The organism is Gluconobacter japonicus (assembly GCF_015244665.1).
Lineage (GTDB): Bacteria > Pseudomonadota > Alphaproteobacteria > Acetobacterales > Acetobacteraceae > Gluconobacter > Gluconobacter japonicus.
Genome location: NZ_JABCQN010000008.1, coordinates 71,223 through 95,671, shown reverse-complemented (window position 1 = coordinate 95,671; position 24,449 = coordinate 71,223). Strand labels below are relative to the sequence as shown.

The 24,449-nt window shown below is 59.9% G+C and carries 21 protein-coding genes and 2 pseudogenes; 13 read left to right on the top strand and 10 right to left on the bottom strand.

Going from position 1 to position 24,449, the window contains the following annotated elements; translation table 11 throughout:
• Positions 1-62 precede the first annotated feature (62 nt).
• Positions 63-3,203, bottom strand: coding sequence for an error-prone DNA polymerase (locus HKD32_RS13505; RefSeq protein WP_194258256.1), 3,141 nt, complete (start codon positions 3,201-3,203; stop codon positions 63-65).
• Positions 3,204-3,227: 24 nt separating this feature from the next.
• On the opposite strand from HKD32_RS13505, the gene HKD32_RS13500 reads away from it, so the two are divergent.
• Positions 3,228-3,455, top strand: coding sequence for a hypothetical protein (locus tag HKD32_RS13500; protein WP_194258255.1), 228 nt, complete (start codon positions 3,228-3,230; stop codon positions 3,453-3,455).
• On the opposite strand, the gene HKD32_RS13495 is transcribed toward HKD32_RS13500, so the two are convergent.
• The 5 genes from HKD32_RS13495 to HKD32_RS15475 form a co-directional block, all read right to left on the bottom strand.
• Positions 3,440-4,969, bottom strand: coding sequence for a Y-family DNA polymerase (locus HKD32_RS13495; protein ID WP_228119039.1), 1,530 nt, complete (start codon positions 4,967-4,969; stop codon positions 3,440-3,442). The two genes, HKD32_RS13500 and HKD32_RS13495, sit on opposite strands and share 16 nt — an antisense overlap.
• Positions 4,854-5,645, bottom strand: coding sequence for an ImuA family protein (locus HKD32_RS13490; protein ID WP_194258254.1), 792 nt, complete (start codon positions 5,643-5,645; stop codon positions 4,854-4,856). Before HKD32_RS13490 ends, HKD32_RS13495 begins: the two co-directional genes overlap by 116 nt.
• A 742-nt stretch (positions 5,646-6,387) precedes the next feature.
• Positions 6,388-6,684 (bottom strand): chromosome partitioning protein ParB, encoded by a 297-nt coding sequence (locus HKD32_RS13485; protein ID WP_194258253.1) that lies wholly within the window; start codon positions 6,682-6,684, stop codon positions 6,388-6,390.
• The gene (locus HKD32_RS13480) at positions 6,681-7,343 is read right to left on the bottom strand and encodes a ParA family protein (protein WP_099287553.1); all 663 of its coding nucleotides are present in this window, start codon (positions 7,341-7,343) and stop codon (positions 6,681-6,683) included. Before HKD32_RS13480 ends, HKD32_RS13485 begins: the two co-directional genes overlap by 4 nt.
• Positions 7,344-7,682: 339 nt before the next feature.
• Positions 7,683-7,805, bottom strand: a complete 123-nt coding sequence (locus tag HKD32_RS15475) for a hypothetical protein (RefSeq protein WP_264784651.1) — start codon at positions 7,803-7,805, stop codon at positions 7,683-7,685.
• Here HKD32_RS15475 and HKD32_RS13475 point away from each other — a divergent pair.
• From HKD32_RS13475 to HKD32_RS13445, 7 genes and pseudogenes are all read left to right on the top strand, one after another.
• Positions 7,804-8,181 (top strand): hypothetical protein, encoded by a 378-nt coding sequence (locus tag HKD32_RS13475; RefSeq protein WP_194258266.1) that lies wholly within the window; start codon positions 7,804-7,806, stop codon positions 8,179-8,181. The genes HKD32_RS15475 and HKD32_RS13475 overlap by 2 nt on opposite strands.
• Entirely contained in the window at positions 8,178-9,023 is an 846-nt protein-coding gene (locus HKD32_RS13470) for a phosphoadenosine phosphosulfate reductase domain-containing protein (RefSeq protein WP_194258252.1), read from the top strand. The genes HKD32_RS13475 and HKD32_RS13470 overlap by 4 nt, the downstream gene beginning before the upstream one ends.
• A gap of 201 nt (positions 9,024-9,224) precedes the next feature.
• The gene (locus HKD32_RS13465) at positions 9,225-9,485 is read left to right on the top strand and encodes a hypothetical protein (RefSeq protein ID WP_194258250.1); all 261 of its coding nucleotides are present in this window, start codon (positions 9,225-9,227) and stop codon (positions 9,483-9,485) included.
• A gap of 114 nt (positions 9,486-9,599) precedes the next feature.
• Positions 9,600-14,708 (top strand): DEAD/DEAH box helicase family protein, encoded by a 5,109-nt coding sequence (locus tag HKD32_RS13460; protein WP_194258249.1) that lies wholly within the window; start codon positions 9,600-9,602, stop codon positions 14,706-14,708.
• A gap of 95 nt (positions 14,709-14,803) precedes the next feature.
• Positions 14,804-15,085 (top strand): annotated as a pseudogene (locus tag HKD32_RS13455) (type II toxin-antitoxin system VapC family toxin); the annotation flags it as partial.
• A gap of 545 nt (positions 15,086-15,630) precedes the next feature.
• Positions 15,631-16,719, top strand: a complete 1,089-nt coding sequence (locus tag HKD32_RS13450; protein WP_228119038.1) for a Hint domain-containing protein — start codon at positions 15,631-15,633, stop codon at positions 16,717-16,719.
• Between the two features lie 128 nt (positions 16,720-16,847).
• Positions 16,848-17,806 (top strand): annotated as a pseudogene (locus HKD32_RS13445) (IS481 family transposase).
• Here the strand turns inward: HKD32_RS13445 and HKD32_RS13440 are convergent.
• The 4 genes from HKD32_RS13440 to HKD32_RS13425 all read right to left on the bottom strand — a co-directional run bounded on the left by HKD32_RS13440 (position 17,795) and on the right by HKD32_RS13425 (position 20,288).
• Complete coding sequence (locus tag HKD32_RS13440; protein ID WP_194258246.1) at positions 17,795-18,232, bottom strand: hypothetical protein; 438 nt, start codon at positions 18,230-18,232, stop codon at positions 17,795-17,797. The pseudogene HKD32_RS13445 and the gene HKD32_RS13440 overlap by 12 nt on opposite strands.
• A gap of 311 nt (positions 18,233-18,543) precedes the next feature.
• Entirely contained in the window at positions 18,544-19,437 is an 894-nt protein-coding gene (locus HKD32_RS13435; protein ID WP_194258244.1) for a peptidylprolyl isomerase, read from the bottom strand.
• A gap of 186 nt (positions 19,438-19,623) precedes the next feature.
• Positions 19,624-20,037 carry a hypothetical protein gene (locus HKD32_RS13430; RefSeq protein ID WP_228119037.1) on the bottom strand — a complete coding sequence of 138 codons (414 nt, stop codon included), beginning with the start codon at positions 20,035-20,037 and terminating at the stop codon, positions 19,624-19,626.
• Positions 20,034-20,288, bottom strand: coding sequence for a type II toxin-antitoxin system prevent-host-death family antitoxin (locus HKD32_RS13425; protein ID WP_016738627.1), 255 nt, complete (start codon positions 20,286-20,288; stop codon positions 20,034-20,036). The genes HKD32_RS13430 and HKD32_RS13425 overlap by 4 nt, the downstream gene beginning before the upstream one ends.
• 205 nt (positions 20,289-20,493) lie before the next feature.
• Between HKD32_RS13425 and HKD32_RS13420 the strand changes: the two genes are divergently transcribed.
• The 5 genes from HKD32_RS13420 to HKD32_RS13400 all read left to right on the top strand — a co-directional run bounded on the left by HKD32_RS13420 (position 20,494) and on the right by HKD32_RS13400 (position 24,435).
• Positions 20,494-22,356: a ParB/RepB/Spo0J family partition protein gene (locus HKD32_RS13420; protein ID WP_194258242.1), complete on the top strand. Its 1,863-nt coding sequence runs from the start codon at positions 20,494-20,496 to the stop codon at positions 22,354-22,356.
• Positions 22,357-22,544: 188 nt separating this feature from the next.
• Positions 22,545-23,225, top strand: a complete 681-nt coding sequence (locus tag HKD32_RS13415; protein ID WP_063905502.1) for an LPD29 domain-containing protein — start codon at positions 22,545-22,547, stop codon at positions 23,223-23,225.
• Positions 23,226-23,297: 72 nt separating this feature from the next.
• Positions 23,298-23,705 carry a hypothetical protein gene (locus HKD32_RS13410; RefSeq protein ID WP_194258240.1) on the top strand — a complete coding sequence of 136 codons (408 nt, stop codon included), beginning with the start codon at positions 23,298-23,300 and terminating at the stop codon, positions 23,703-23,705.
• Positions 23,706-23,901: 196 nt separating this feature from the next.
• Positions 23,902-24,030 carry a hypothetical protein gene (locus HKD32_RS15470; protein ID WP_256445653.1) on the top strand — a complete coding sequence of 43 codons (129 nt, stop codon included), beginning with the start codon at positions 23,902-23,904 and terminating at the stop codon, positions 24,028-24,030.
• Positions 24,031-24,084: 54 nt separating this feature from the next.
• Positions 24,085-24,435, top strand: coding sequence for a hypothetical protein (locus HKD32_RS13400; RefSeq protein WP_194258238.1), 351 nt, complete (start codon positions 24,085-24,087; stop codon positions 24,433-24,435).
• Positions 24,436-24,449: the final 14 nt, after the last annotated feature.

Below are 24,449 nucleotides of genomic sequence, written 5' to 3'. Positions count from 1 at the left end.
GTTCAACACCAACAAGTATCTCTCTATTTTTCAAATAAGATCGGTCGACCCGATTACGCTTCCTATCGAAAGTCCCGTGCCTTCAGCAGCTCCGATCCCTGGAGCAATGGCGTTCGGTCTTCCAGACTGAGCACAACGACATGGATCACATCGCCTTCCTTCTGAAGCCTGCCCTTGCAGGCCAGCAGACGGGACGCGAGAAGAGGACGGCGGTATTTCTCCTGCACATCCTTCCAGACAATCAGATTGGCTGTGCCGGTTTCGTCTTCGATCGTGACGAACATCGTGCCGTTCGCTGTCCCTGGCCGCTGCCGCATCAGGACAAGACCTGTAAGCTGGATCCGGCGCCCATCCCGCAGGTAAGGCAAATCCGCACAGCGCACGATCCCCTCTTTTCGCAAGGCCTCCCTCAGGAAGGCGACGGGATGCCCATTCAGACTGAATCCGGTCGCCCGGTAATCTTCATGGACCGATGCCCGCTCTGACATCTGCGGCAGGGCAATTTCCGGCTCGATCACTTCCGGAAGTGGAAAGTTCCGGCCCCGATCCGCCGCTTCGAACAATGGCAAAGCCGTGTCCGCGAGCCCTTTGATTGACCAGAGCGCAGCACGGCGCATCTGTCCGAACACCCGGAAGGCATCTGCTTCTGCCAGACATTCCAGGGCCGAGACCGGCACATCGGCACGCCGCCACACATCGTCAATACTCTCATAATCCGGCATCCGAGACGCGATCAGGGCGGCACCATGGCCGTTCGCCAGCCCGCGCACCATCCTGAACCCCAGCCGGACCGCCGCGTACCGTCCATTCCGGCCGCGCTCCAGGGTGCAATCCCATCGGGAGGCATTGATACAGATCGGCCGGACCTCGACGCCATGGCGTTGCGCGTCCTGAACAATCTGCGAGGGCGCATAAAACCCCATGGGCTGACTGTTCAGCAGGGCGGCGCAAAATACATCCGGGTGATGGCATTTCATCCAGGCGGACGCATAGGCGATCAGGGCAAAGGAGGCGGCGTGACTTTCGGGAAAGCCATAGCTGCCAAAACCTTCGAGCTGGCTGAACGTCTGTTCGGCAAAGTCCTGCTCATAGCCATTGGCCAGCATCCCGTTCACCAGCTTGTCGCGGAACGGCGAGACCCCGCCTGTCGCTTTGAACGTGGCCATGGCGCGACGGAGCTGATCCGCCTCGCCTGGCGTAAAGCCCGCGCAGTGGATCGCGACCTGCATTGCCTGCTCCTGGAATAGCGGCACGCCCAGTGTTTTCCCCAGAATGCCGCACAGGGTCTCGGACGGATAGGTGACAGGCTCCAGTTTCTCTCTCCTGCGGAGATAGGGATGAACCATATCTCCTTGGATTGGCCCGGGCCGGACAATCGCGACCTGTATCACCAGATCATAGAAAGTCCTGGGATTCATGCGCGGCAGCATCGACATCTGCGCCCGGCTTTCAATCTGGAATGTCCCGAGCGTGTCGGCTTTCTGGATCATGCGATAGGTCTGCGGATCCTCCGCCGGGATCGAAGCGAGATCCATGCGGGTCTGATACACGGTGTGCAGCAACTCGAACCCGCGACGCAGACAGCCCAGCATCCCGAGGCCCAAGACATCGACCTTCATGAAGCGCAGCACGTCAATGTCGTCCTTGTCCCAGACGATGATCTGCCGTCCGTCCATGGCCGTCGGCATCAGAGGCACGAGTTCGTCCAGGCGATCCTCGGTCAGCACAAATCCGCCCGGATGCGTCCCAAGCTGGCGCGGAAAGCCGAGAAGCTGGCGGGCGAGGTGAAATGTCAGGCTGAGGCGACGATCCTTCAGGTTCAGGCCAAGGTCGGCAGCGCGCGCCTTGCACAGGTCCGGATCCGCGAGAGAGGAGGCGATGTGTTTGGAAAGCTGACCCGTCAGATCCTCCGGTAGCCCGAGCACCTTGCCGACCTCGCGCAACGCGCCCTTGGGCTGATAACGCTGCACGGTCGCGCACAGCGCCGCGCGATGGCGGCCGTAATGCCGGTAAATCCACTGGATCACTTCTTCGCGGCGGTCACTCTCGAAATCCACGTCGATGTCGGGCGGTTCCTGCCGTTCGGCCGAGATGAACCGCTCGAACAGCAGACCCGAGCGAACCGGATCAATACTCGTGATGCCCAAAACGTAGCAGACCGCCGAGTTTGCGGCGGATCCGCGCCCCTGACAGACAATCCCGAGTGAGCGGGCATGACGCACGATCGTATTCACGGTCAGGAAATACGGTGCGTAGGACAGGGAGCCGATCAGCTTCAGCTCATGGGCGATCTGCGTCTCGACCTCAGGGGGCGCCCCGGCCGGGTAGCGACGCGGCAGGGCGGCCTCGACCAGGCGTGTCAGGGTGTCCTGCGCGCTTTCGCCCGTCCGCCCGGTTTCGGTCGGATACTGGTACGTCAGGTCATCGAGACTGAAGGCACAGGCCTCAGCAATCCGCCGCGTGTTGGCCAGAGCGTCCGGAAAGGCAGCGAAGAGGCGTGCCTGCTCTTCTGGGGCTTTCAGATGGCGATCGGCATGAACGTGACGGCGGTTGCCAAGATCATCGACGGTGCAGCCTTCCCGGATGGCTGTGACCACGTCCTGAAGGACGTGCCGACGCGCATCGTGGTAAAGAACATTTCCCGTCGCCACGCAGGCCAGTCCCTGGACTTCGCAGAGAGCCGCAAGCGCATGAAGCCGCGCCACATCCCCGGGCTGCCGGAGCATCGTCAACGCAAGAAACCGGGTCTCTTCTTCGCCTTCCCTGTGTCTAGGCAGATCCAGCAGGCTTTGAACGGGCTCCGGAAGTGCTGCCAGATCCTCGGGCGGTAACAGGATCAGGAAGAGGTCCGGGGCCGCGGCGACGAGATCCTCCCATCCCAGAAGGAAGACCTCCCGCTCGCCCCGGTGATGGCCAAGGGTCAGAAGCTGGCACAGACCCGCCCAGCCCGCACGGTTTCGGGGATAGGCCAGGAGCGCGCTGCCATCGCGCAAAGCGAGGCGGCATCCGGGCAGGAGACGAAGACCGGCCTCTCGCGCCGCCAGATGGGCGCGGATCACCCCGGCTACAGTGTTCCAGTCGGTCAGACCGATGGTGTCATACCCCAAGGCCTTCGCCTGGAAGATCAGTTCATCCGGCTGACTTCCCGAGCGCAGGAACGAAAACGAGGACGTGACCTGCAATTCGACGTAAGGCGAAGTCACGGCCTAGCGCCTATGGGGATGCGGGTGCCGGCTGCTGTCGGGGGCGTTGCTGGTGGGCGCGCGCATGACCACGAAGCCGGAACGTTCGAGATAGGCGACCAGCCGTTCGGCCACCAGACGGGCCATCAGCTCGGCAGCATCATGTGTGCGCCTGCGTCCGTCGTAACAGAGCGCGTGCATCAGGACTTCGGCGACGTCCGAGGTGCTGGCCGGGATCAGATCATCGCGGGGGGCCATCAGAACACTCCCTGAAGAAACCAGTCACCCGAACCGGACCAGGCGTGGGCTCCGTCGCCTTTGCGAAACAGCCACAGGCGCAGGCCGGTCGTGGTCTCGACCTGCCAGTAGTCGCGGATCGCGCCGTAGTCGTCAGCCGATTGCCACCACTCGCCAAGCAGACGTTCGGGGCCGTCGGCCGCCGCGATGCGATGCGGCTGTCGTCTCAGGACGAACTGGCGGGGCGCACCGTCCGGGAGCAGGGCAGTCACCTGCACCCGGACGGGCAGATCGAACAGAATGTTCGGCCGCGCCCAGAGCATCTGGCTCGCGAAAGGCGGTTTTGCCATGTTGCCTGGAGAAACGCGAGACTGTCCGTCCTCTGGCCAGGCGGAAAACCGGGGCGCGAGTTGGTGAACCGAAACCACACCCGGACGATTCAGTAACCGGTCGATCAGAGAGGCCGGGAGGCCCGTTTCAGAGGATCCTGCTTCGTCTGGCAGGACAGACCGCTCGGGCCCGGCTTCCAGCGGTTCGTTCGCGCTCACGGTCAGGATGACGGTTTCAATTCCGAACTCTGGCGCGATCTGCGGGATCTGGTCCTTCAGCAGGCGTGTCAGACGCGTAATGTCAGCCGTGGGATCGGATGTTCCCACGCGGACGGCCTGGATGGATCCGTCCACGCGCACACAGAGAAAGTCGAGCTGCCGCGCCCCCTCCCCGCGCGCCATCAGCTTTTCGCAGACAACCGGCACAAGGGCTGCAATCACCGTGGCAATGGCCTCCGGCGTGCTGGTCGGCTCGACCAGAGACCGGGTCAGGGAAATCCGGTCCACAGGTTGAAACACGCTGAGCGGACTGCCCTGCCGTCCCAGAGCCTCATCGAGACAGGTCAGGAGGTCTGCGCCAAAGCGCTTGGCCAGAGGTGGGCGCGGAAGGTCTGCGAGGGCGCCAATGTTGCTCAGTCCAAGTCGGGTGAGGCTGGATAGCGTCTTCTCGGGTAAGGGAAGTGCTGAACAGGGCAACGAATGCAGAGCCTGTTTCTGCTGACCGGAAGGGACGAGACAGATCCGGTCAATCCTCGAGCGGGCCAGGGCGCGTGAGGCAGCGGCCGTATCGCTCAGCGCCACAGAGCAGGAATGCCCCCTCGCCTGCATGCGTTCCCTGACGAGATCCAGCATGGCCGTCTCACCCCCATAAAGATGGGCGCAGCCGGTGGTATCGCTGTAGAGCCCGTCCGGAGCGTCGAATGCAGGCAGCGGCGACAGCCAGATCAGCCAGGAGCACAGATCGGTCAGCGCGACCCTCTGTGCGTCGGCGTCCTCTTCTGCGGTCAGAAGATCCGGCACCAGGGAGCGGGCCTGTGCCAGCGGCATTCCGGGTGTCAGTCCGGCCGCGAGTGCAGCCGGGCTGACACCGGTGACGGTGTGGCGGTTATGTGCCAGCGCGTGCACAACGAGCGGCCTGTCGGTCGGGAAGTCTTCCGGGCGGGAGAGCTGGAGGCGCTCGGTGCGCCAGAAGGGCATCCAAAGAGCAAGAAAGCGGCGCATGATCGGTACAGTCGAGGATCCAGTGAGCAGGGCGGCCTCCCCTCACCCGCAGCAGCGCGGCAGAAAGGCGTCGGGAACCGGGAAGCGGCATAGCCAGACCCGGAAAAAATCGTGGTGATGAGGGATGAGAGAGGATCCGCCAGCGCGTAGCGCACGCGCAGGGATCTTTCCCGGGAGCGCGTGTGAGGGGGGCCGAACGCAGAAAGAAGCCTGTGTTGCCACTCGCCTCCACAGCCAGATTGAGACGCCGGATTTCCTTGAGGCTTGGGACGTGGCTGCCACTGATGACGGCCAGTGCGCGCTCTGGTCCGCGCAACACGTCTTCGGCGACAGCGAGTAGACTGGCGGTGTCTGTTTCAATGCAGACCAGAGTATCTGGTGACAGACCGGACTGGTGCAGCCCCCAGGCATTCAGTTCGGCCGGTGTATCGCTGATCCAGAAGATTGGCCCCCTGCCCTCTTTCAGGATGGGCAGCAGCATGGCGAGACTGGCCCCCGTCTCCAGAGGATCAGAAATCAGAAAGTCATGCAGGCTGCCGGTCCTGAGGCCGCCGCCGAGATGGGCATCGACGGCAGAATGTCCGGTGGCGAGTGTGTCAGTATGGGAATGAGGCAGGTCTCGACGCTCCAGGCGTCGGACCTGCTCGCGCAGTCGCGCCAGGGCGTCCGTTGTCATTTATGTTCTCCTTAACGAGAACATAAAGAGAACAGAGATTTTATGATTGCAAGTATTTTCCGAATCACCCGGTAAAACAACTTATCCGGTTTTAACAAAAACCGGATAAATCATCAAACCGGATTATTCTTTTTATACAGCTTCCAAGGGGCTTCTATGACAACGCCTTGGGTAACGCCTCGCCTAGTTGCTTCCTTAGCGATTTCGTCGGAGACGTCGGGAAATACCTTAGCGTAGTTGTCCTGTTCGAGGACTGGGTAGGCGGCCTCTACGTTTCGCTGGTTCTCTAGCTACGAAACGATGATTCGCAGCTACGCGATCAACTCGTTCGACATCGGCGGCGGAGGCGACTTTTCCGCGCGATCTGAGCTTTCTCAATTACCCGATAAACAGTATTACCGGGTTTTATAAAAAACCGGATAAACCGTTAAACCGGATTATTCTCTTTATACAGCTTCCATGCGTCTTCTATGACAACACCTTGGGTAACGCCTCGCCTAGTTGCTTCCTTAGCGATTTCGTCAGAGACGTTGGGAAATACCTTAGCGTGTAGTTGTCCTGTTCGAGGACTGGGTAGGCGGCCTCTACGTTTCGCTGGTTCTCTAGCTACGAAACCATGATCCGCAGCTACGCGATCAACTCGTTCGACATCGGCGCGGAGGCGACTTTTCCGCGCGATCTGAGCTTTCTCAATTACCCGATAAACAGTATTACCGGGTTTTATAAAAAACCGGATAAACCGTTAAACCGGATTATTCTCTTTATACAGCTTCCATGCGTCTTCTATGACAACACCTTGGGTAACGCCTCGCCTAGTTGCTTCCTTAGCGATTTCGTCAGAGACGTTGGGAAATACCTTAGCGTGTAGTTGTCCTGTTCGAGGACTGGGTAGGCGGCCTCTACGTTTCGCTGGTTCTCTAGCTACGAAACCATGATCCGCAGCTACGCGATCAACTCGTTCGACATCGGCGGCGGAGGCGACTTTTTCGCGCGATCTGAGCTTTCCCACATCAATCGCAAAAGGCTTTTTTTCGGTCATTCTGCCGCTCCTGTAAGGCGTCGGTACACAGCTTGTGCAAAGCCATCGGCGTTTTCGATAGCTGCCACAATGTTACCTTGTGGCGGGATCGAGTGAAGATCTCCACCGAATTCGAAAAGAGCGGAAAATGCAGCACGCTCCATTAAAGGCGGCGTAATCACGTCCACGCCCGAGTCCCTTAGTGAGGCTTCAATGCCTGAATGCTGTTTGGAACGAATTGCCCGTGTCATTGTAAAAACAACTGAGTGAGGAATCTTGCGCCCTAAAGATTCTTCTTCCTCCGCTACTAGGGCAAGGGCTCTTGCTCCTATCGTAGCGTCTAAGGTTGTCGCTCGCATGGGTGTTAAGACTAAATCTGCTTGAGAGATTGCGCGCGAAACCAATCTCGAGGCGACGCCTTCCAAATCGACAATGACAATTTTTCCATCAGCATCATGCCTTTTGATCGTCTTTATAATGTCGCTTTCAGAGACCCTGGTTATCAGGCTGATTCTGGGTGGCTTGGGCGCGCGGTCAGCCCATAAAGTCAGCGCTTCGTTCGGGTCGCAGTCTAACAGAGTTACCTCTGCACCGTAGTGCGCAAGCTGGGTTCCCAAGATAACAGCAGTAGTCGATTTCCCAGCGCCGCCTTTGGGGGACGCGATAGCAATCACAGGCATTATGTTCTCCGCTCAAAGACGCTGTGCTGATTTACGTTCGTAGTCTTGCTCCAGATTTTAGTAAACCGGATAAATGTTAAAATCAGATAAGAAAAAATATCCGGTAATTTAGATAACCAGATAAAATATTACAGGAACGCACTCTACTCCTCTCAATTCACTCAACAAATGGCGGATTGAGAGGTGAGATCAAGCCTGTAAACCGTATAAATAAAAATATCAGGTAATATAAAAAACCGGATAATTAAAAAACCAGATAACGGAAAAGGGAAATGGCTGGCCGGGAGCTGCCCATCCCGCAACAGGTGGGTCAACGCGTGTCCTCGCCATACTCGCCGGCTAGGCCGTCTGCGCGTGGCTGCGGGCCGCGTTGATCCTGCCGCTGCGCGGCACTGTTGCAGTCTGAACAGCCCCCAGCCGGACGCGACGATGTTCAAAAACCAGAAATGGATCGAGCATCATGCGCCGTCATTACCTTCCTTACGTCCCAACACCACGCGGTCGGCCGCCCATGCGGTGGACCGATACGCAGGAGCCTGTGTCCTGCCGCAAGTGCAATGAGCACTGGGCTGGCGGTGATCCGGCCCTGACGATCCCGTGTACGGGCTGCACCGCGCCAGCACATGAGCCCTGCCGTCGCAGTGCGGGGGGCAACGAGCGGGTGTGTGCGTGCCGGGATGAGGCGGCAACCCAGCTTGGACTCCTCTCACGCTGCGACGGCCTGAGCTGGGACAACCGGCACGTCAAGCCGCTTTTCCTGCGGGACGCTCCGATCGCCAGTGCCCTGATGTGTCGCTCTGTCCGGACAGGTGCCCCGGTGAGCAGGTTCGTGTCATGACGCCGGATCTCACGTCGTATGACAGTATCATCGTGGCTGTCTCGGGCGGCAAGGACGGCCTCGCCTGCCTTTTCGCCCTTTTTGAAGCCGGCGCCCCGAAGGACTGCCTGGAACTGTGGCACCACGAAGTGGACGGGCAGGGGCCATCCTTCATGGACTGGCCCTCCACCTCGCCCTATGTGAGCGCGCTGGCGCGGGACTTCGGCCTGCCGCTCTATCGGTCCTGGCGAGAGGGCGGCTTCGAGCGGGAGATGCTCCGCAAGGACGCACCGACAGCCCCTGTTCTTTTCGAAAGCCCTGAGGGTCTGATCCGCGCAGGCGGGCAGGGGCCGAACGGGACGCGCCTGCGCTTTCCCCAGATCTCTGCCAGCCTGACGACACGCTGGTGCTCCGGTGTCACCAAGATCGACGTCGCCGACCGCGCCCTACGTGGCCAGGACCGCTTCCTGAACCGCCGCACCCTGTTCGTAACGGGCGAGCGTGCCGAAGAAAGCCCAAACCGTGCCCGCTATGCCGCTTTTGAGCCGCACCGCACGGATACGCGACATGGCACGCGACGTCGCCGTCACGTCGATCACTGGCGGCCCGTCCATCAGTGGAGCGAGGCGCAGGTCTGGGACAGCCTGAAACGCTGGAAGGTGATGGCTGCGCTACCATACCGCATCGGCTTCTCCAGAGTGTCCTGTGCCACCTGTATTTTTGGCGATGCGCGGCAGTTTGCAACGATCCGCTGGCTCGATCCGGCCCGCGCGTGCCTCTCGGCGCGTCCGATCCCGACTGTCTTCACACCAGCCTGGGAAATCCCGGCCGGAGCGTTCGGGCAGGGCGGGGGGCCAACCTGAAAAAAAAGAAGAAAAAACAGAAGGTTGGAAAAAAGGAAAAGAGGGGAGGGGGGGCAGCACAGGCCAGCCCGCCCTGCAAGAGGTGGGTCCGTCCGTGTCCTCGCTGCGCTGCGGGCCGGGCGGTCCCGACGCTGCGCGTCGCTCTGGCAGGCCGCACTGTCCTGCGCTCGCCGGAGAGGGTCAGGAAAGGAAATAAAGACAATGTCAGACACCCTCGAACGCCCCGCACAGGCGCACGCCTTCGATCTGAAACAGGCCCACGACGAGGGCTGGACGATCCTCGAAGGCTGCGGACCCGAGAACGACGAGACGCGTCTGGTGGGTCTGCATTGCAGCGATCCGCAGGCCTGGTGGCGCGTGGCGAGGAAGGCAGGCGAGGGTTCGATCTACCACCACGAGGCGCTGTCCCGCCTGTCCGAGAACGAGCGCGAGCAGATCCGCCTACGCTTTGGTCCCCTCTGACCCCGCGCTGATCCGGGAGGCCTGACGCCTCTCTCCCCAAACTGATTCTGTTTTCCGGCCCCCCGGTCTGCCTCCGCGCAGCACCGGGCGCTGCCGCTTGTCCGGAGTTTTTCCATGTCCATGTCCCAACTGAGCTTTTTCGATACCTCAGCACTCGGCGGCAGCCAGTCCAATCTCTACTGGGGTGATCTTCCCGGAGACCGAGCCATTGAGGAAGCCGCCGCTGCGGTTCGACAGGCGACACAGGCCCCGGCTCCGATCCCCGCCGTCCTGCCGAAGGTGGATTTCGTCCTGAGCGGAACGCGTGGCCTTGCCCAGGGCTGGAAAGAGCGCGCCCGCGACAATCTGGCAGCGATCCGCCTTCTGGCCACACTGGAAGCAGAAGACCGCAACGCCAGCGCGGACGAGCAGGCCGTGCTCGCCCGTTTCACAGGGTTCGGGGCCGGAGAGCTGGCCAACAGCCTGTTCCCGCGTGCCGGAGAGACCTTCCGGGCCGGGTGGGAAGAGATCGGCAGCCAGCTTGAGGCCCTGACCAGCCAGCAGGAGCGGGCCGGTCTGGCACGGGCCACGCAGTACGCCCACTACACGCCCGAGCTGATCGTTCATGCGATGTGGGATCTGGTGGCCCAGATGGGGTTCCGGGGCGGCCGTGCGCTGGAACCGGGCTGTGGCACCGGGCTTTTCATGGCGAGCGTGCCCCCGAAGCTGGCCCCGAAAACCGCCTGGACGGCGATCGAGAACGACCCGCTGACGGCCCGCATCACGCGTAAGCTGCTTCCGAACCAGTGGGTCCGGTCGGAAGACTTCACGACAGCCAAGCTGGCGGAACGCTACGATCTGGTGATCGGCAACCCGCCGTTCAGCAACCGCACGGTGCGCGGCACGGACGAGCTGGGACGCCTTGGCCTGTCCCTGCATGATTATTTCATCGCCCGGTCCATCTCCCGTCTGCGTCCCGGAGCCGTAGCGATGTTCGTGACGTCGCGGTGGACGATGGACAAGTCCGATGCCGGCGCACGGCGGACGATCTTCGAGACGGCCAATTTCGTGGGCGGCGCACGTCTGCCAGCCGGGGCCATGCGCGACGATGCCGGAACCGATGTCGTTGTGGACGTGCTCGTGTTCCGCCGTCGCGCACCGGGAGAGGATGCGGGCGATGCGACATGGCTGGACGTGGCGGCGCTGGAGGACACCGATCAGGGCGAAGGCCCGCTGCGGATTAACCGCTATTTCGCGGAAAACGGCCAGCAGGTTCTCGGTCGGCACGACTGGACGAGCGGTCAGTTCGGCCCGGAATACACCTGCAAGGCCAACCCGCTCCAGATGCTGGACGAGGCCCTGCCGCTCGCCCTCGGCCGTCTTTCTTCGCTGGCCCGCTTTCCGACCCCGCAGACGCTCGATGTTGCGACGGTGCAGGACAATCATGCCGCCGAGGTCGGAACGGCCGCAGACGGTGCCCTGCTCAAAGAGGGCAGTTATCTGCTGCACAAAGGCGTGCTGCACCAGATCATCGACGGCGAAACCGTGCTGGTGAAGGTGAAGAAAGGCGAGCAGAAGGAAGGAATCTTCCAGAAGCACGCGGCCATCATCAAGGGTCTGATTCCGGTAAGGGACGCGGCCCGTCTGGTGCTGCGCGCCCAGGTGGAGAACCTGCCCTACAGCACCCATCAGGCTGATCTCAAGCGCGCGTATCAGGCGTTCAGCCGTCAGTTCGGGCCGATCAACCTGACGAACACCACGACACGGGTGGATGAAGAGACGGGAGAGGAGAAATCCACACAGCGCCGCCCGAACCTTCAGCCGTTCTACGACGATCCGGATGTGTGGCTGGTCAGCTCAATCGAGGAGTATGACGAGAAGAGCCAGACCGGCCGTCCGGGTTCGATCTTCAGCGAGCGCGTGATTCAGGCACCGTCCGAGCCCGAGGTTCACGGCGCACATGATGCGCTGGCGGTCTCCCTGCACGAGACAGGCGGCGTGGACGTCGAGCGTATGGCGGAGCTTCTGGGCCGCCCAGGTGAGGAGGTGCTCGCCGAACTCGGATCCTCGGTCTATCTCGATCCGATCCGCAGCACAGGCGGCCGTGAGGTCTGGGTGACGGCCGACGAGGCCCTGTCAGGCGCGGTTCGCACCAAGCTGGCGCAGGCCCGGGAGGCTGCCGAGCGCGACCGACGCTATCTGCGCAATGTCGCCGCGCTGGAAGAGGTCCAGCCCGAAGACCTGCGTCCGTCCGACATTACGGCCCGCCTGGGTGCTCCGTGGATCCCGGTGCCGGATGTCGAGGCTTTCGTCGCAGAGGTCATGGGGGTTCGCACGACCATTCACCATACGCTGGAGGTGGCGACCTGGAGCGTGGACAAGAGCGGCTTTTCCGGCAAGGCCGAGGCCACCTCGGTCTGGGGAACACAGCGCCGCCATGCCGGAGATCTGCTGGACGATGCGCTCAACCAGGCCAGCCCGAAAATCTGGGACACCTGGCGCGATGTGAATGGCGAACACCGTGAACTGAACACCAAAGAGACCGAGGCCGCCAAGGAGAAACTGGCCGCAATCAAGACCGCGTTCGAGGCGTGGGTGTGGCAGGACACTGACCGCGCCGAGCGTCTGGTGCGGCTGTATAACGATGCGTTCAACAACCTTGTCCCGCGCACGTTCGACGGCTCCCACCTGAAACTGCCGGGAGCCAGCACGGCGATCAGCCTGCGCGACCATCAGAAGCGGGTGATCTGGCGGATCATCGCCAAGGGCAGCACCTACATGGCCCATGCGGTGGGGTCCGGGAAGACGTTCTCGATGTGCGCGGCCGTGATGGAGCAAAAGCGCCTCGGGCTGATCTCCAAGGGCATGATCGTGGTGCCCGGACACTGCCTTGCGCAGATGGCGCGTGAGTTCATGATGCTCTACCCGAACGCCCAGATCCTCGTGGCGGACGAGACCAACTTCGTGAAGGACAAGCGCCAGCGGTTCCTGGCCCGGGCGGCCACGGGCACCTGGGATGCGATCGTGATCACGCATGACGCCTTCAAGTTCGTGCCGGTCGAGAGCGCGTTCGAGCAGGAGATGGTCGAGGACCAGATCGCGTCCTACGAAAGCCTTCTGGAGAATGTGAGTCGCGATGACCGTCTGTCGCGCAAGCGCATCGAGCGCCTGAAGGAGGGGATGGAAGCCAAGCTGAAAGCCCTGTCCAGCCGCAAGGACGATCTGGTGCATCTCGGCGAGATCGGGGTGGACCAGATCCTCGTGGATGAGGCGCAGCAGTTCCGCAAACTGTCTTTCGGCACGAACCAGTCCGATCTGAAGGGGATCGACCCGAATGGCAGCCAGCGCGCCTGGGATCTGTTCGTGAAAACGCGCTACCTCGCAAAGCGTAATCCCGAGCGCGTTCTGGTCATGGCATCAGGCTCGCCGATTACCAACACCCTGGGCGAGATGTTCTCGATCCAGCGCTTCATGGACCTGCCAGCCCTTGTCGAGCGTGGTCTGCACGAGTTCGACGCCTGGGCTGCAAGTTTTGGCGAGACCCGCACGGAGCTGGAGCTTCAGCCGAGCGGGCTTTACAAGCCGGTCACGCGGTTCTCCGAGTTCGTGAACGTCGCCGATCTGATGGCAATGTATCGCGACTTTGCCGACGTCGTGCAGCAGGACGACCTGCGACGCTACGTGAAACTGCCCGAGATTGCGGGCGGCAGGCGTGAGATCGTCGTGGCCGATAGCGGGGACGCCTTCCGCGAGTATCAGAAGACGCTTGCCGAGCGGATCAAAACGATTGAAGAGCGCACGGGCAAGCCCCAGAAGGGTGACGACATCCTGCTGTCCGTCATCACCGATGCCCGGCACGCGGCCATTGACCTGCGTTTCGTACGGAACTGGGCGGATAACGACAACAGCAACAAGCTGAACGTCATGATCCGCAAGGTCTTCCAGATCTGGCAGGACACGTCCGCCAATCGCTATACCGACCCTGAGACGGGACGGGAGTACGACCTGCCCGGTGCCACGCAGATGATCTTCTCGGATCTGGGCACGGAATCGGCGCTGGAGACACGCGGTTTCTCGGCCTATCGCTGGATCCGCGACGAGCTGATCCGCATGGGCGTGCCGCGCGACGAGATCGCCTTCATGCAGCACTACAGGAAGAGCACGGCCAAGCAGGCGCTCTTCCGCGACATGAACTCCGGGCGCAAGCGCATCCTGATCGGATCGTCAGCGACCATGGGAACGGGTGTGAATGCGCAGCAGCGCCTGATCGCCCTGCATCACCTCGATGTGCCTTGGCTGGTCTCGGACATCATCCAGCGCGAAGGCCGGATCGAGCGGCAGGGCAACCAGAACCCGGTGATCCAGCTCTATGCCTACGCCCTGAAAGGGTCGGTGGATGCGACCAACTGGCAGATGTTGGAGCGCAAGCAGAAGTTCATCTGCCTTGCCATGTCCGGAGACCGGACGATCCGCCGTCTGGAAGATGTGGGGGCGGAAGCCAACCAGTTCGCCATGGCCAAGGCCCTTGCGTCAGGAGATGAACGCCTGATGCAAAAGGCCGGACTGGAGGCCGAACTGGCCCGTCTGGAGCGGTTGCAGGCCGCCCATCACGACGACCAGTATAACGTCCGTCGTGCCATCGACCGCGCCGAGCGTGACCGTGAGACGGCGCAGGCCGTAATCCCGCGTCTTCAGAACGACATCGCACGGCGTGAGCCCACACGCGGTGAAGCGTTCCGGCTGGTGCGCAAGGACCGGGAGATGACCGAGCGTGAGAAAGCCGGTCTGTGGCTTCTCTCGCAGGCCCGTCTCGCCGCGAAGTCCGGGGAGAAAGGCAAGTGGACGCTTGGTACGATCGGCGGCTTCGAGATCCTGTGCGAGACCTGGCGCACCCGCTTCGACGGGGAAGAGACATGGGACGCGACCCTCGGTCTTGTGCTGGACGGGCGGATCCTCGGCATGGACTTCGACCGCGAGACAAGCCCGGTCGGGCTGGTCAGCCGCATCGAGAACGCACTGTTGCGGTTCGAGGCGGAACTGGCGGACGCACGTCGTCAGGTGGAGGAAGCCGAGCGCAAGCTGCCCGGCTACCGCGCCCGTGTGGGTCTGGCGTTCCCGGAGGCGGCGCTGTTGCAGGAGAAACGCGAGGCCATGGTGGCCCTTGAGTCGGATCTGGCAGCCGATACGCAACGCCGTAAGGGCGCGGAAGAGGCTGAAGCAAAGGCCGCGCTCGTAGCTGCGTGAAAATCGGGAAAATAGTCAGAAATGGGGGGAAAGCGGTATGTTGGCTTTGTGCTGCGCGATCGACAAAACAGGACATTCGTATGAACAATCCTTAGGTGTTCAGTGCTGCCAGTCTGTGGGAAGTCACCATCAAGGCAGGACTGGGACGTGCAGACTTCCAGATCGATCCCCATCTGCTGCGACGCGGTCTGATCGAAAACGGCTATGAGGAACTACCCGTCACCGGTCAGCATGCCATTGCGGTCGGGCAGCTTCCTGATGTCCATCGGGATCCCTTTGATCGCATCCTCGTGGCCCAGGCGACAGTAGAGGGGCTTCTGCTGTTGACCCATGATCCGCTCGTACAGGCCTATCCCGGGCCCATCACAGCCGTCTGATTCAGGACGTGTCGCGGTTGGGTTTTGGACAAATCTGGTCGCCAGAGCGTTTTTAATAGCCGTCAAAGATAACAATAAAATTTCCAGAAAACGATTTAGTTTATAATTTTATATTTGATTTTTTTTATGTTTAACGATTAAGACTTCTATAAAAGTGTTAATTAACCGTTATTTTTATTCTGTTTTTTACAAATTATTAAAGGCTTATTGATTCGATAAACACTCACCCTTATTTGGCAAAAAAAACCAAACAAAGAGAGTGAAAATTGTCTAACATTGAAATCAATGCCTCTGATTACGCGGGTACAAAGAAAACCATTTCAGAGAGTGGTTTCGATATAACAAAAGACTCATTTATTATTGAGAATCTTCAAAGCTATGTTTCTTATTTTAAGATAACTGGTGGGGATAAAAGCTCACCCCAAACTTATACGATCACTTTTTATACCGATAAATCGGGAACACCGAGTGTAACGTCTTTCAAGATTATTCTGAATATCCTGTCTGGACAGACCATTACGCATACGGCCGGATCGGATGGGGTTTTGCCTCTGAGCAGCTGGAATGATTACTTCAGCAATGTGGACACACAGATCTGCTTTCTGTCTGGAAGCCTCATCACAACCCCGAATGGCCTTATCGCGGTTGAAGACCTCAGCTTGGGTCAGGACGTTATTGCGTATCTGAACGGTGCTGCGACTACGCGTCGCATCACGTGGGCGGGGCAGGCACAGTGCACGGTTCGTCCGCATCTGCCTCTGGATCAGGCCGGGTATCCGGTCCGCGTACTGAAGAATGCGATTGCCGAAGGGGTCCCATTTAAGGATCTGCTCATTACGGCGGAGCACTGCCTCTTCTTTGATGGCAAGTTCGTGCCAGCCCGGATGCTCGTGAATGGCCGCTCTATCTTCTACGACACGACCATCACATCTTACGATTACTACCATATCGAAACCGAAGATCATTCGGTCATTATGGCTGATGGCATGCTAACCGAGAGCTATCTTGATACCGGAAACCGCCGGTCCTTTACGCAAAAGGGCAATGTGGTGTCCATCGGGGGCAGTCGCGCGCTTAGCTGGGACCAGGCTGCAGCGCCACTTATCGTGTCCCGTGAAACCGTCGAGCCAATTTTCCGCCAGATTGAAGCCCGCGCTGAAAATCAGGCCTGCCTGGTACAAACCGACCCCCAGCCTCTGACTTATGAGCGCGATCTGTCCCTGATTACGAATACTGGTGCAGCACTCCACCAGATCCGGGAACACAATGGTCGGGTGATGTTCATGATTCCTGCCGGTGTTGAAAGCGTCCGGATTGTCTCCAATGCCAGCCGCCCCTGTGACGTTGTGGGGCCTTTTGTCGATGATCGTCGCACACTTGGCGTGCTGGTGGGAGACGTGAAGCTCTTCGAAGGCAACGCGACGACAACCCTGAGCGCGCATCTTAATGAAGCGGATCTGTCGGGTTGGAACAATGTTGAAGACGGTACGATGCGCTGGACGGATGGATCCGCCCGTCTGGATCTGGGTCGGCGTCCGCTCGGTAGTATTGCCCTGATGGCACTCCAGATTCATGCCGGAGGTCCATATCTCCTTGCTGACACAGCCTCTGAGAAGAGCGCGCTCCACGCCTGACCGGCATCAGGCCCTGGCGATGTGAAAATCGCCAGGGTACGGTTGTGACAATTAAAAGTTAGGTGTTCTAGTTGTTTAGTCCCGTGCTTTGATGGTGTATTATTTTCACGAGAGTGGAAGGAAGCCTTATGGGACAGAGACATCATGGGAGCGCCACGACCACGCACGCCGTGCGAGCAGCACTATAGCGATCGCAGGCTTCGCTCGCGGTGCTGAGCAAGGCGTTCGGGATCAAGCCGGAAGCTGTTGCAAAGTGACGGAAGCGTCAGACTGTCGAAGATCAGAAGTCGGGACCAAAAGAGCCTTGATCAACGGTCCTTTCCAAGACGGACGAAACAATGATCGTGGCATTTCGTCGGCACACTTTACTGCCGCTGGATGACTGCTTTCACACCCTGCAGACCAGCATTTCCCATCTGACACGTTCGGCCCTGCATCGCTGCTTTCAGCGTCACGGGATCTCCCGGCTTCCGGATATCGAGGGAGACAAGCCCAAACGACAGCGTTTCAAACGCACTCCCATCGGCTTTTTTCACATCGATATTGCCGAAGTCCAGACTGCTGAGGGCAAGCTGCACCTCTTCGTTGCTATCGACCGGACAAGCAAATTCGCTGTCACACAACTCGTCGGGAAAGCCGATCGGAAGACCGCCTGGGAATTCCTCGAATATCTCCTGAGCATCATTCCTTATCGGATCCATACCATTCTGACCGATAACGGCATCCAGTTCGCTGATCAGCCCCGTAACCGCAATACGGCCTGGTCGCGTCCCATGCGCTTTGACGTGATCTGCGAAGCCCACGGGATTGAACACCGTCTGACAAAACCCAACCATCCCTCGACGAACGGTCAGGTTGAACGGATGAACCGGACGATCAAGGAAGCAACCGTCAAGCGCGTCCATTACGACAGTCATGAGCACTTGAAGATCCCCCTCAACGACTTCATGGCAGCCTATAATTGCGGGCGAAGACTCAAGACCCTGAGTGGCCTCACACCTTACGAATATGTCTGCAAAATATGGAATTCAGAGCCAGAAAGATTCATCGGCAATCAACCCATCAAACCACGGGACTAAACAACTAGAAATGGAGTTGGTAGATCATGAAGGTTCTGGGACGTGAAGAATACGTCCACGGGGGCTGGCAAAGTGAGATGCGCAAGGTTATCTGGGACAGCCGCTACGTTTTCTGTCCCTGGTGCCCCGACCAGCGCTTTCATGCTGATTTCGCCCTTTGACCCCGGAGTGACCATGCCTGCTGGCCAGATATCCAGTACCTTACCTTCAGGGCCAACAATCCCAGAGAAAATACGGGTCCAATAACCACCTCCCGGCAGAAAATCAGCAACATGCTCGCCTGGCTTGATCTCAGCCAGGGCAGCGATCTCAGCTCCGTGTCGACGGGTATCATCCGCTCTGTCGCCCTGACGAATTGGAGCAGTCATTGCAGACGAGATATAATTTTCTAAAGGGGCGGCATAAGCTACAGAAGACGCCAGAAGCGTGATCACGGTCCTGAGACTGCTTTGCGCATAATTATGATCCAATCATCTCATACCAAAAATACCACATAAGGTTATTATCTTGATAATGTAGCAATGTTGAAAAATATTCACATGATCATGTCCGTAGGAGAGTTTTCTCGCAACGGAACCGTATTATTCCTGTTTAAGTTGAGTAGGCGTATCATGACACGCCTCTTCGGGTGTGCGTCCAGCCAGCGGCCACGCCCATCCATGATGATGCTGCTCGGCATATTAGGTAATGTCAGAGCATCAGAGCTGATTGGACCGATCAATCACGAACCGCACTCCTCTAAAGGCTACAGCACCTCGCGCGCTGGCACCGGGACATTGCAGAGTGCGACACCATGGGCGGGATGAACAAAGAACGGGTCACTCCTAGCGGCGCGCGCAGCAAGATACGCCGCGAATGTCGCACTCTCGACGCGCATTGTCTGAACCTTCGGGCGCTCGGAGACCGGCAAGTCCGAAGCAAGCACTACGCTTTGAATACCGACGTTCTGTCGCACATCGGTATAAAACCCAAGCGGACCCGTGCCACGCGGTAACGCGTTCAATTGCTCCATCCCGACCAAAACACGCCCGACGACCGCGAGGTTTCGGTCGAGTTGCCGGGGCGCCTCACCGTTGACCACATAAAGTTCCTGTCCGTTTCCTGTATCCGGCGGCATATCCCGCGCCACACCGATAGTCCCGTAGCACTGCGCCGGCCACACGCTCGTTCCATCGCCGCCAACTGGCCATCCATCTGCAAATCCGACCTGCGCGGCATAAGGATCGGTATAGCCGAGAGGATGATATGTGAGACCATCGAGCGGGCGATCGTATTCAGCAGGCGGATGCGCGACGAAATGCGTGGGCAAAGATGCTTTTTCGTCCCTGACGCTCCATTGGACGACGTAATTATCCTGCACACGCATGATCGCTCCGCCGTCCCAGGCCCGACCTTGCGCAAGACGCACGATATTAGCGACGTGAACAGGCGCAAATTGCGGAGCGAGTTCGATTACGATCCGCCGCCCATCATTCGTGTTCATAAGCAACAACTGGTCGGGCGCGACCGTCTGCCATGCACTATCCGGAGCATGATCCACGATCTCGGCAGGCGAGGGCACCGCAGCAAGAGTGCCCCCCAACGGCAATACGAGCAATAAGGCAGGAGGAGCATTTCGCATACGAGACAGAATGCCCATTTCCCATACCGAGGACCAGCCCTTTCCAATTCTCTCTCTTAGGATTGAAGCAGAATAGGCCTTCCACGTTACTTCGCAGGTGAGTCAGAGGCAGTACTCCGTGGGGAGGGGAGTAAGCAAAAATCCGCTTCTAAGACGGACGCCAGAGATCTTGAGCGTCGGGAAAGTAGGCGTGATCGGCTTGTCTCAAGGATAGCGAGAAATACGTCGTGCCGTAGGCAGAAGCTCCCGGAATTGTTTCAGTACGGGACGCATGAACGCGTCACTAAACTGACCAAGCGATGACGTGTGCTGCAAGTAATACGAGGTAGCGGTCGGATCCAGGTTGTATTCGTCCAACAGGATCCATTGGCGCAATTCCTGATCAAGGCCTGCCCGCTTTTTCTCGGTTGCCGGGACCTCGACTGCAATGCGTGGCCCAGAGGGTTGTTTCGTCGTCAGGGGAAGGAGCAGAACATACTGACGATCATCACGTCCCACAAAGACTGCGGCAACTGCTGTTGGACGATCTTTGCGTCCTTCTGTTTCGCCATTCCCGCTCTGCCAATGCCAGAGATAGGGGTATCGCAGCACCATCCCTGGCCGAAATGTGTGGCTCATGGTTCTGTGCGGGTTTCCAGCAGGTACCCATCGATCGCATTTGCTACATCGTGCACCAGATCCTGAGGCATTTCCGTAGTGGCACCGGCAGTACGTTCTGGTGCGCTTCCCACCAATGCCTCGTATTGTTCGACACTCAGCATGACTAACCGTGGTTTGCCGCGCTGATTAATTGAAATTGGCCCTTGCAGGGCACTGGCGATGATGTCTCCGGATTTGCGGGACAAATCGCTTGTCGAGAATGTGCGCATAGCGTTCTCCTTTATTGGCATAAAATACAGCATTCACAGATTTGATGCAATTTCTGAAAGGGTGAAGGAATAAGAGGAAAGGCGGGGCTGTCACGAACCAGCCAGCCGCGCAAGGCTCAGGCCGGGCGCGCTGCGCGCGGCCTTGCGCGGCTGGCTGGCCCGTGACGCGGGAGGGACATCTGAAAAATTATAGAAAGAGCGTCCCATGGCCGAGCTTCGCCGCGTTGATCCGAAAACCCTTGTGCCCAATCCGAACAATCCGCGCTCTTCCATCGGAAGCCTTGAGGAACTGCGCAAACTCGCCCTGAATATCAAGGCGATTGGCATCCTCCATCCCCCGGCCGTCCGGGAACTGGAAGATGGCCGCCTCATGATCGTGGCAGGCCACCGTCGGACAGAAGGCGCCATCTATGCGGGTGTTCCTGAAATCGACGTGTATGTCGGGGATCAGAGCGAAGACCTCGATGCACTGGCCGCCGTCAGCGAGAACTTCGTGCGTCTCGACATGACGGAGCCGGAACAGTGGAACAGCGTCACCCGCCTGCGCGAGCAGCTTGGCTATACAGACCCGCAGGTCTGCGCAGCCCTGATGGTGACGCCGAGCTATCTCAAGCGTCTCAGCCTTCTGGCGAAGCTGCACCCGCCCATTCTGGATGCCATCGCTCTTGGCCGAGGCCCTGATGAGCGGCAGCGCAAGATCATCGCGCAGGCCTCTCTGGAGGAGCAGCGTGACGCATGGGCGGAAATGTTTTCCGAAAGCGTGGAAGACGACGAGGATCCGGCCGAGTATCGCGTGAAGGCGAAAGATCCGGAGGATACCGTGGCCTGGGGTGCGCTTGCCCGAAACCTCGAACAGAAGGAATGGTACGCCCGCGACGCCCGGTTTGGCGACGATCTTGCCCGCAAGCACAAGATTGTCTGGATGGAGGATCTGTTTGCCGAAGCCGATACGGACAGCCGCTATACGCTCGATGCCACGGCTTACGCGGCCGCACAGCAGGACTGGCTGGACAATGAGCGGCCCGAAAACTCCATCGTCCTGGTCTCGGACGAGTACGGATACGTCCGCGCGCCCGAAGGTTTCATCACCATGGGAACATGGATGGCGACACAGGAGGGTGAGGTCATGGGGTACGGCCTCAATCCCCGCACCCTGAAGATCGTGGAAGAACGCTGCCGTCCTTACAGCGCAGCAAAGCTGGACCACACGGGCGGATCTTCCACACCCGAGGCCCCAAAGGAACGACCGGACGTTTCCGGGACCGGCCACAAGATGATCGGCGAGATCCGCACCGTCGCCTTGCGCGAGGCCCTCGGCGAGGTGGCCGAGACGGCCGATCCATGGGAGCTGATCGCAGCCCTTCTGCTGGCGCTGGAAGCCGAGAATGTCCGTGTCCATGGAGATGCCAGCGGGAACAGCTGGTCAGAGCCAACCGCGCGCACGCTCGCGATGGCTGACCTGTTCCCCGAAGGCAGCCTTGTCCGCGACGAAAAGCTGATCCGACGCCATGCTGTCACCGTCCTGCAAAGCATCCTGAACTGCGATGTGTCGATGCACAGCGGCAGCGGTCTGCCCGCGCAGCTCGTGGGCGTTCTGTTCGGTGCCGACCAGAAGATGCCGAGCATGGCCTTTGAGTCGTTCCTCAAATGCTACAGCAAGCCCGGCATTACCAAGGCCGTGCAGGCAGAAGGGCTTGCGTCGCAGAACACCGGCAAGGAGATGCGTGCGGTCCTCATGAACCATGTCGGGGAGGGCCATTGGCTGCCCGAGGTGGCCTCCTTTGCGCAGGCGCAGGACGTCTGGGCGCAAAAGCAGAAGAAAAAACAGCAGAAGATCCGCGAGCTGGAAAGCGTGGTGGACGACGAGGACCTGGACGAGATGCCTGAGGATGATTTCGATGGAGCAGCCGATGATGAGGCCGACCTGTCGAACGGCCCTGTCGTGCCAGTGACGGAGCCGGACTCAGAAGAGACCTTCTCTCTGCAAGCGCCCGAGCCCGAGCAGTCGGAGCACAACGAGGCCATGCAGTTCATGCGTGACCACCTCGAAATCGTGGTCGTGGCCTGAAGCAGGGAGAGGGAAAAGAAAAGGAAGGGAGGGGAGGGGCGCTGCCATCGCGCTCCGTCCGGGTCAAAAGGTGGCTCCTCACCGGCTGCGCCGCTTCCGGTGCCGGCGCACGCGCCGCTTTTGACCCGGCCCTCCCGCGCTGACGCTGGAGAAGACATCACGAAAATCCAAAGGAAAAGGATCAGACGATGTTCGTCCCCTCACTCGCGCCCATTCAGGTCGGTACCCGCGTTTACACCCATCTCTACAGCCGGGGAGCCGGGATCGTCATGGCTGTTTACGGCAAGGAAAGCCCGACCACCGTGCGGTCCCTGTCGCGTGGCGGGGCCATCGTGTCGGGCGGGAGCGCCTCCTACGATATCGTCTTTGCCTGCGGCTCGATCTCCCGTCGTCTGCCCGAGGCCATTCTGCGCGGTGTCCAGTGGCGGATCGAAGCCGACAAGAAACTGGCAAGCGCTGAGGAGATCGCCTTCCTCCGCACCCATGCCGAAGAGGTTGAGGCTGAGAAGGTGGCAGCCGAAGCCCGCGCGAAAGCCGAACATGCCGCCGAGGTCGCAGCACTCCGCGTCAATCCGGACTATGCCGATCTGGAGCAGGGCGACGACAGCAGCGGCACGCTGGCGGCCAAAAACATCCGCCGGATGCTGAAGAAGGCTTTCCCGAAGGTGAAGTTTTCCGTCCGCAAGAGCCATTACGGCAGTGTGACTGTGCGAACCGAGGCGGATCTGGACGAGGCGGCGACCGAAACCCTCCAGGCCATCACGTCGCGGTTCAAGTCGGGATATTACGACTGGCAGTCCGACTGCCACCTGACCAGCAACAGCCCCTGGCAGGACGTGTTCGGCAGCTCCGAATTTGTGAGCGACTGAGCCTCTCTTTTTCCGTTCGCCCTTCAAGGCCGCCCGTTCCGGAGCGGCCTTTTTCAGTTCCGGAGCCCTGACATGCCCGTTTTTATTGTGACGCTCAGCGAGCGCCAGCTTCTCTCCGATCGCGTCACCTTTCAGGTCGAGGCCGAGACGGCCGAGGCAGCCGGTCAGCTTGTGCTGGACGCGACGGCCGACGAGCCGAACGAGAGTGGGCTGCGCCCGGTTCGCCTGCCAGACGGTCAGAAAACCGTTCTCGAACCCGGAGACGTGGACGGAAATGAAGTCTCGGTGTCCGTGCGCCCGGTCGATCACCCAGATGCGGTGGCCACGCAGATCGGCGCGTGCTGGCATCTGGATCTCTCGGCACCTGAAGCGCGCCGCCTTCTTCCAGTCCTGACCGGTGCGGTTGTGGACGAGGACGATCCTGTGACGCGCGCGCTCTGTGCCCGCCTGGCGCGGCAGGTGGCCAATCTCGCGCAGTAGGAGACGGGAAAAGAAAAAGGGGGAAGGGGGAAAAGGAGAGGGCAGGCACCACACCGGAGCCTGTCTGGCAAAGGGTGGGTCGGCCGTGTCCTCGCTGCGCTGCGGGTCGTCCGATCCCGCTGCGTTGCAGCGCCTTTGCCAGCCAGTCTCCGCTGCGGTCGCCGGAAGAGGTCATGAGAGAAAACAGGAGAATGACATGGCCGACATTTCCGATCTTCGCCCCCGCAACCGCACGGAATGGCTCGAACTCGCAGGGTTCGTAGCGGGCGTCGCGCTGTTCGCAGCCTTCATCGTTCTGGTGGTGGTGCTTCCCGCCTTTCTCTGACCGATCCGAGATCAGCCGCCCTGACGGGCGGCCCTGTCCTGTGTGGAGATCACCATGCCGACATACACTCTGGCTGCTATTCCTGCGGCCTCTCACGGGAGCTTAATCTCCTGTTCATCTCCGGGCCGCTACAGAAAGACACGGATCGAGGCGCCTGATCTTGCCGGGATCCGGGCGGCCGTTGCCGAGTACGGCACGCGCCTGCGCGGCGACTATCCGGAGGCCTCCTTTCTTGTGTCAGTGACACCCGAGCGTGGGAGCGATCATCCCGAGGGCTTCTGCGACGCCCGCTGGAAAGGATCTCTGGGCACCGAGCAGTGGATCAGGGTGATTCCTGAAGAGACGCCGTTCAAAGCCTACCTCACTCAGGTCGAGGCGATGCTCGCCCGCGAGGTGCGGTCATGAACGGCTTGGAGCCA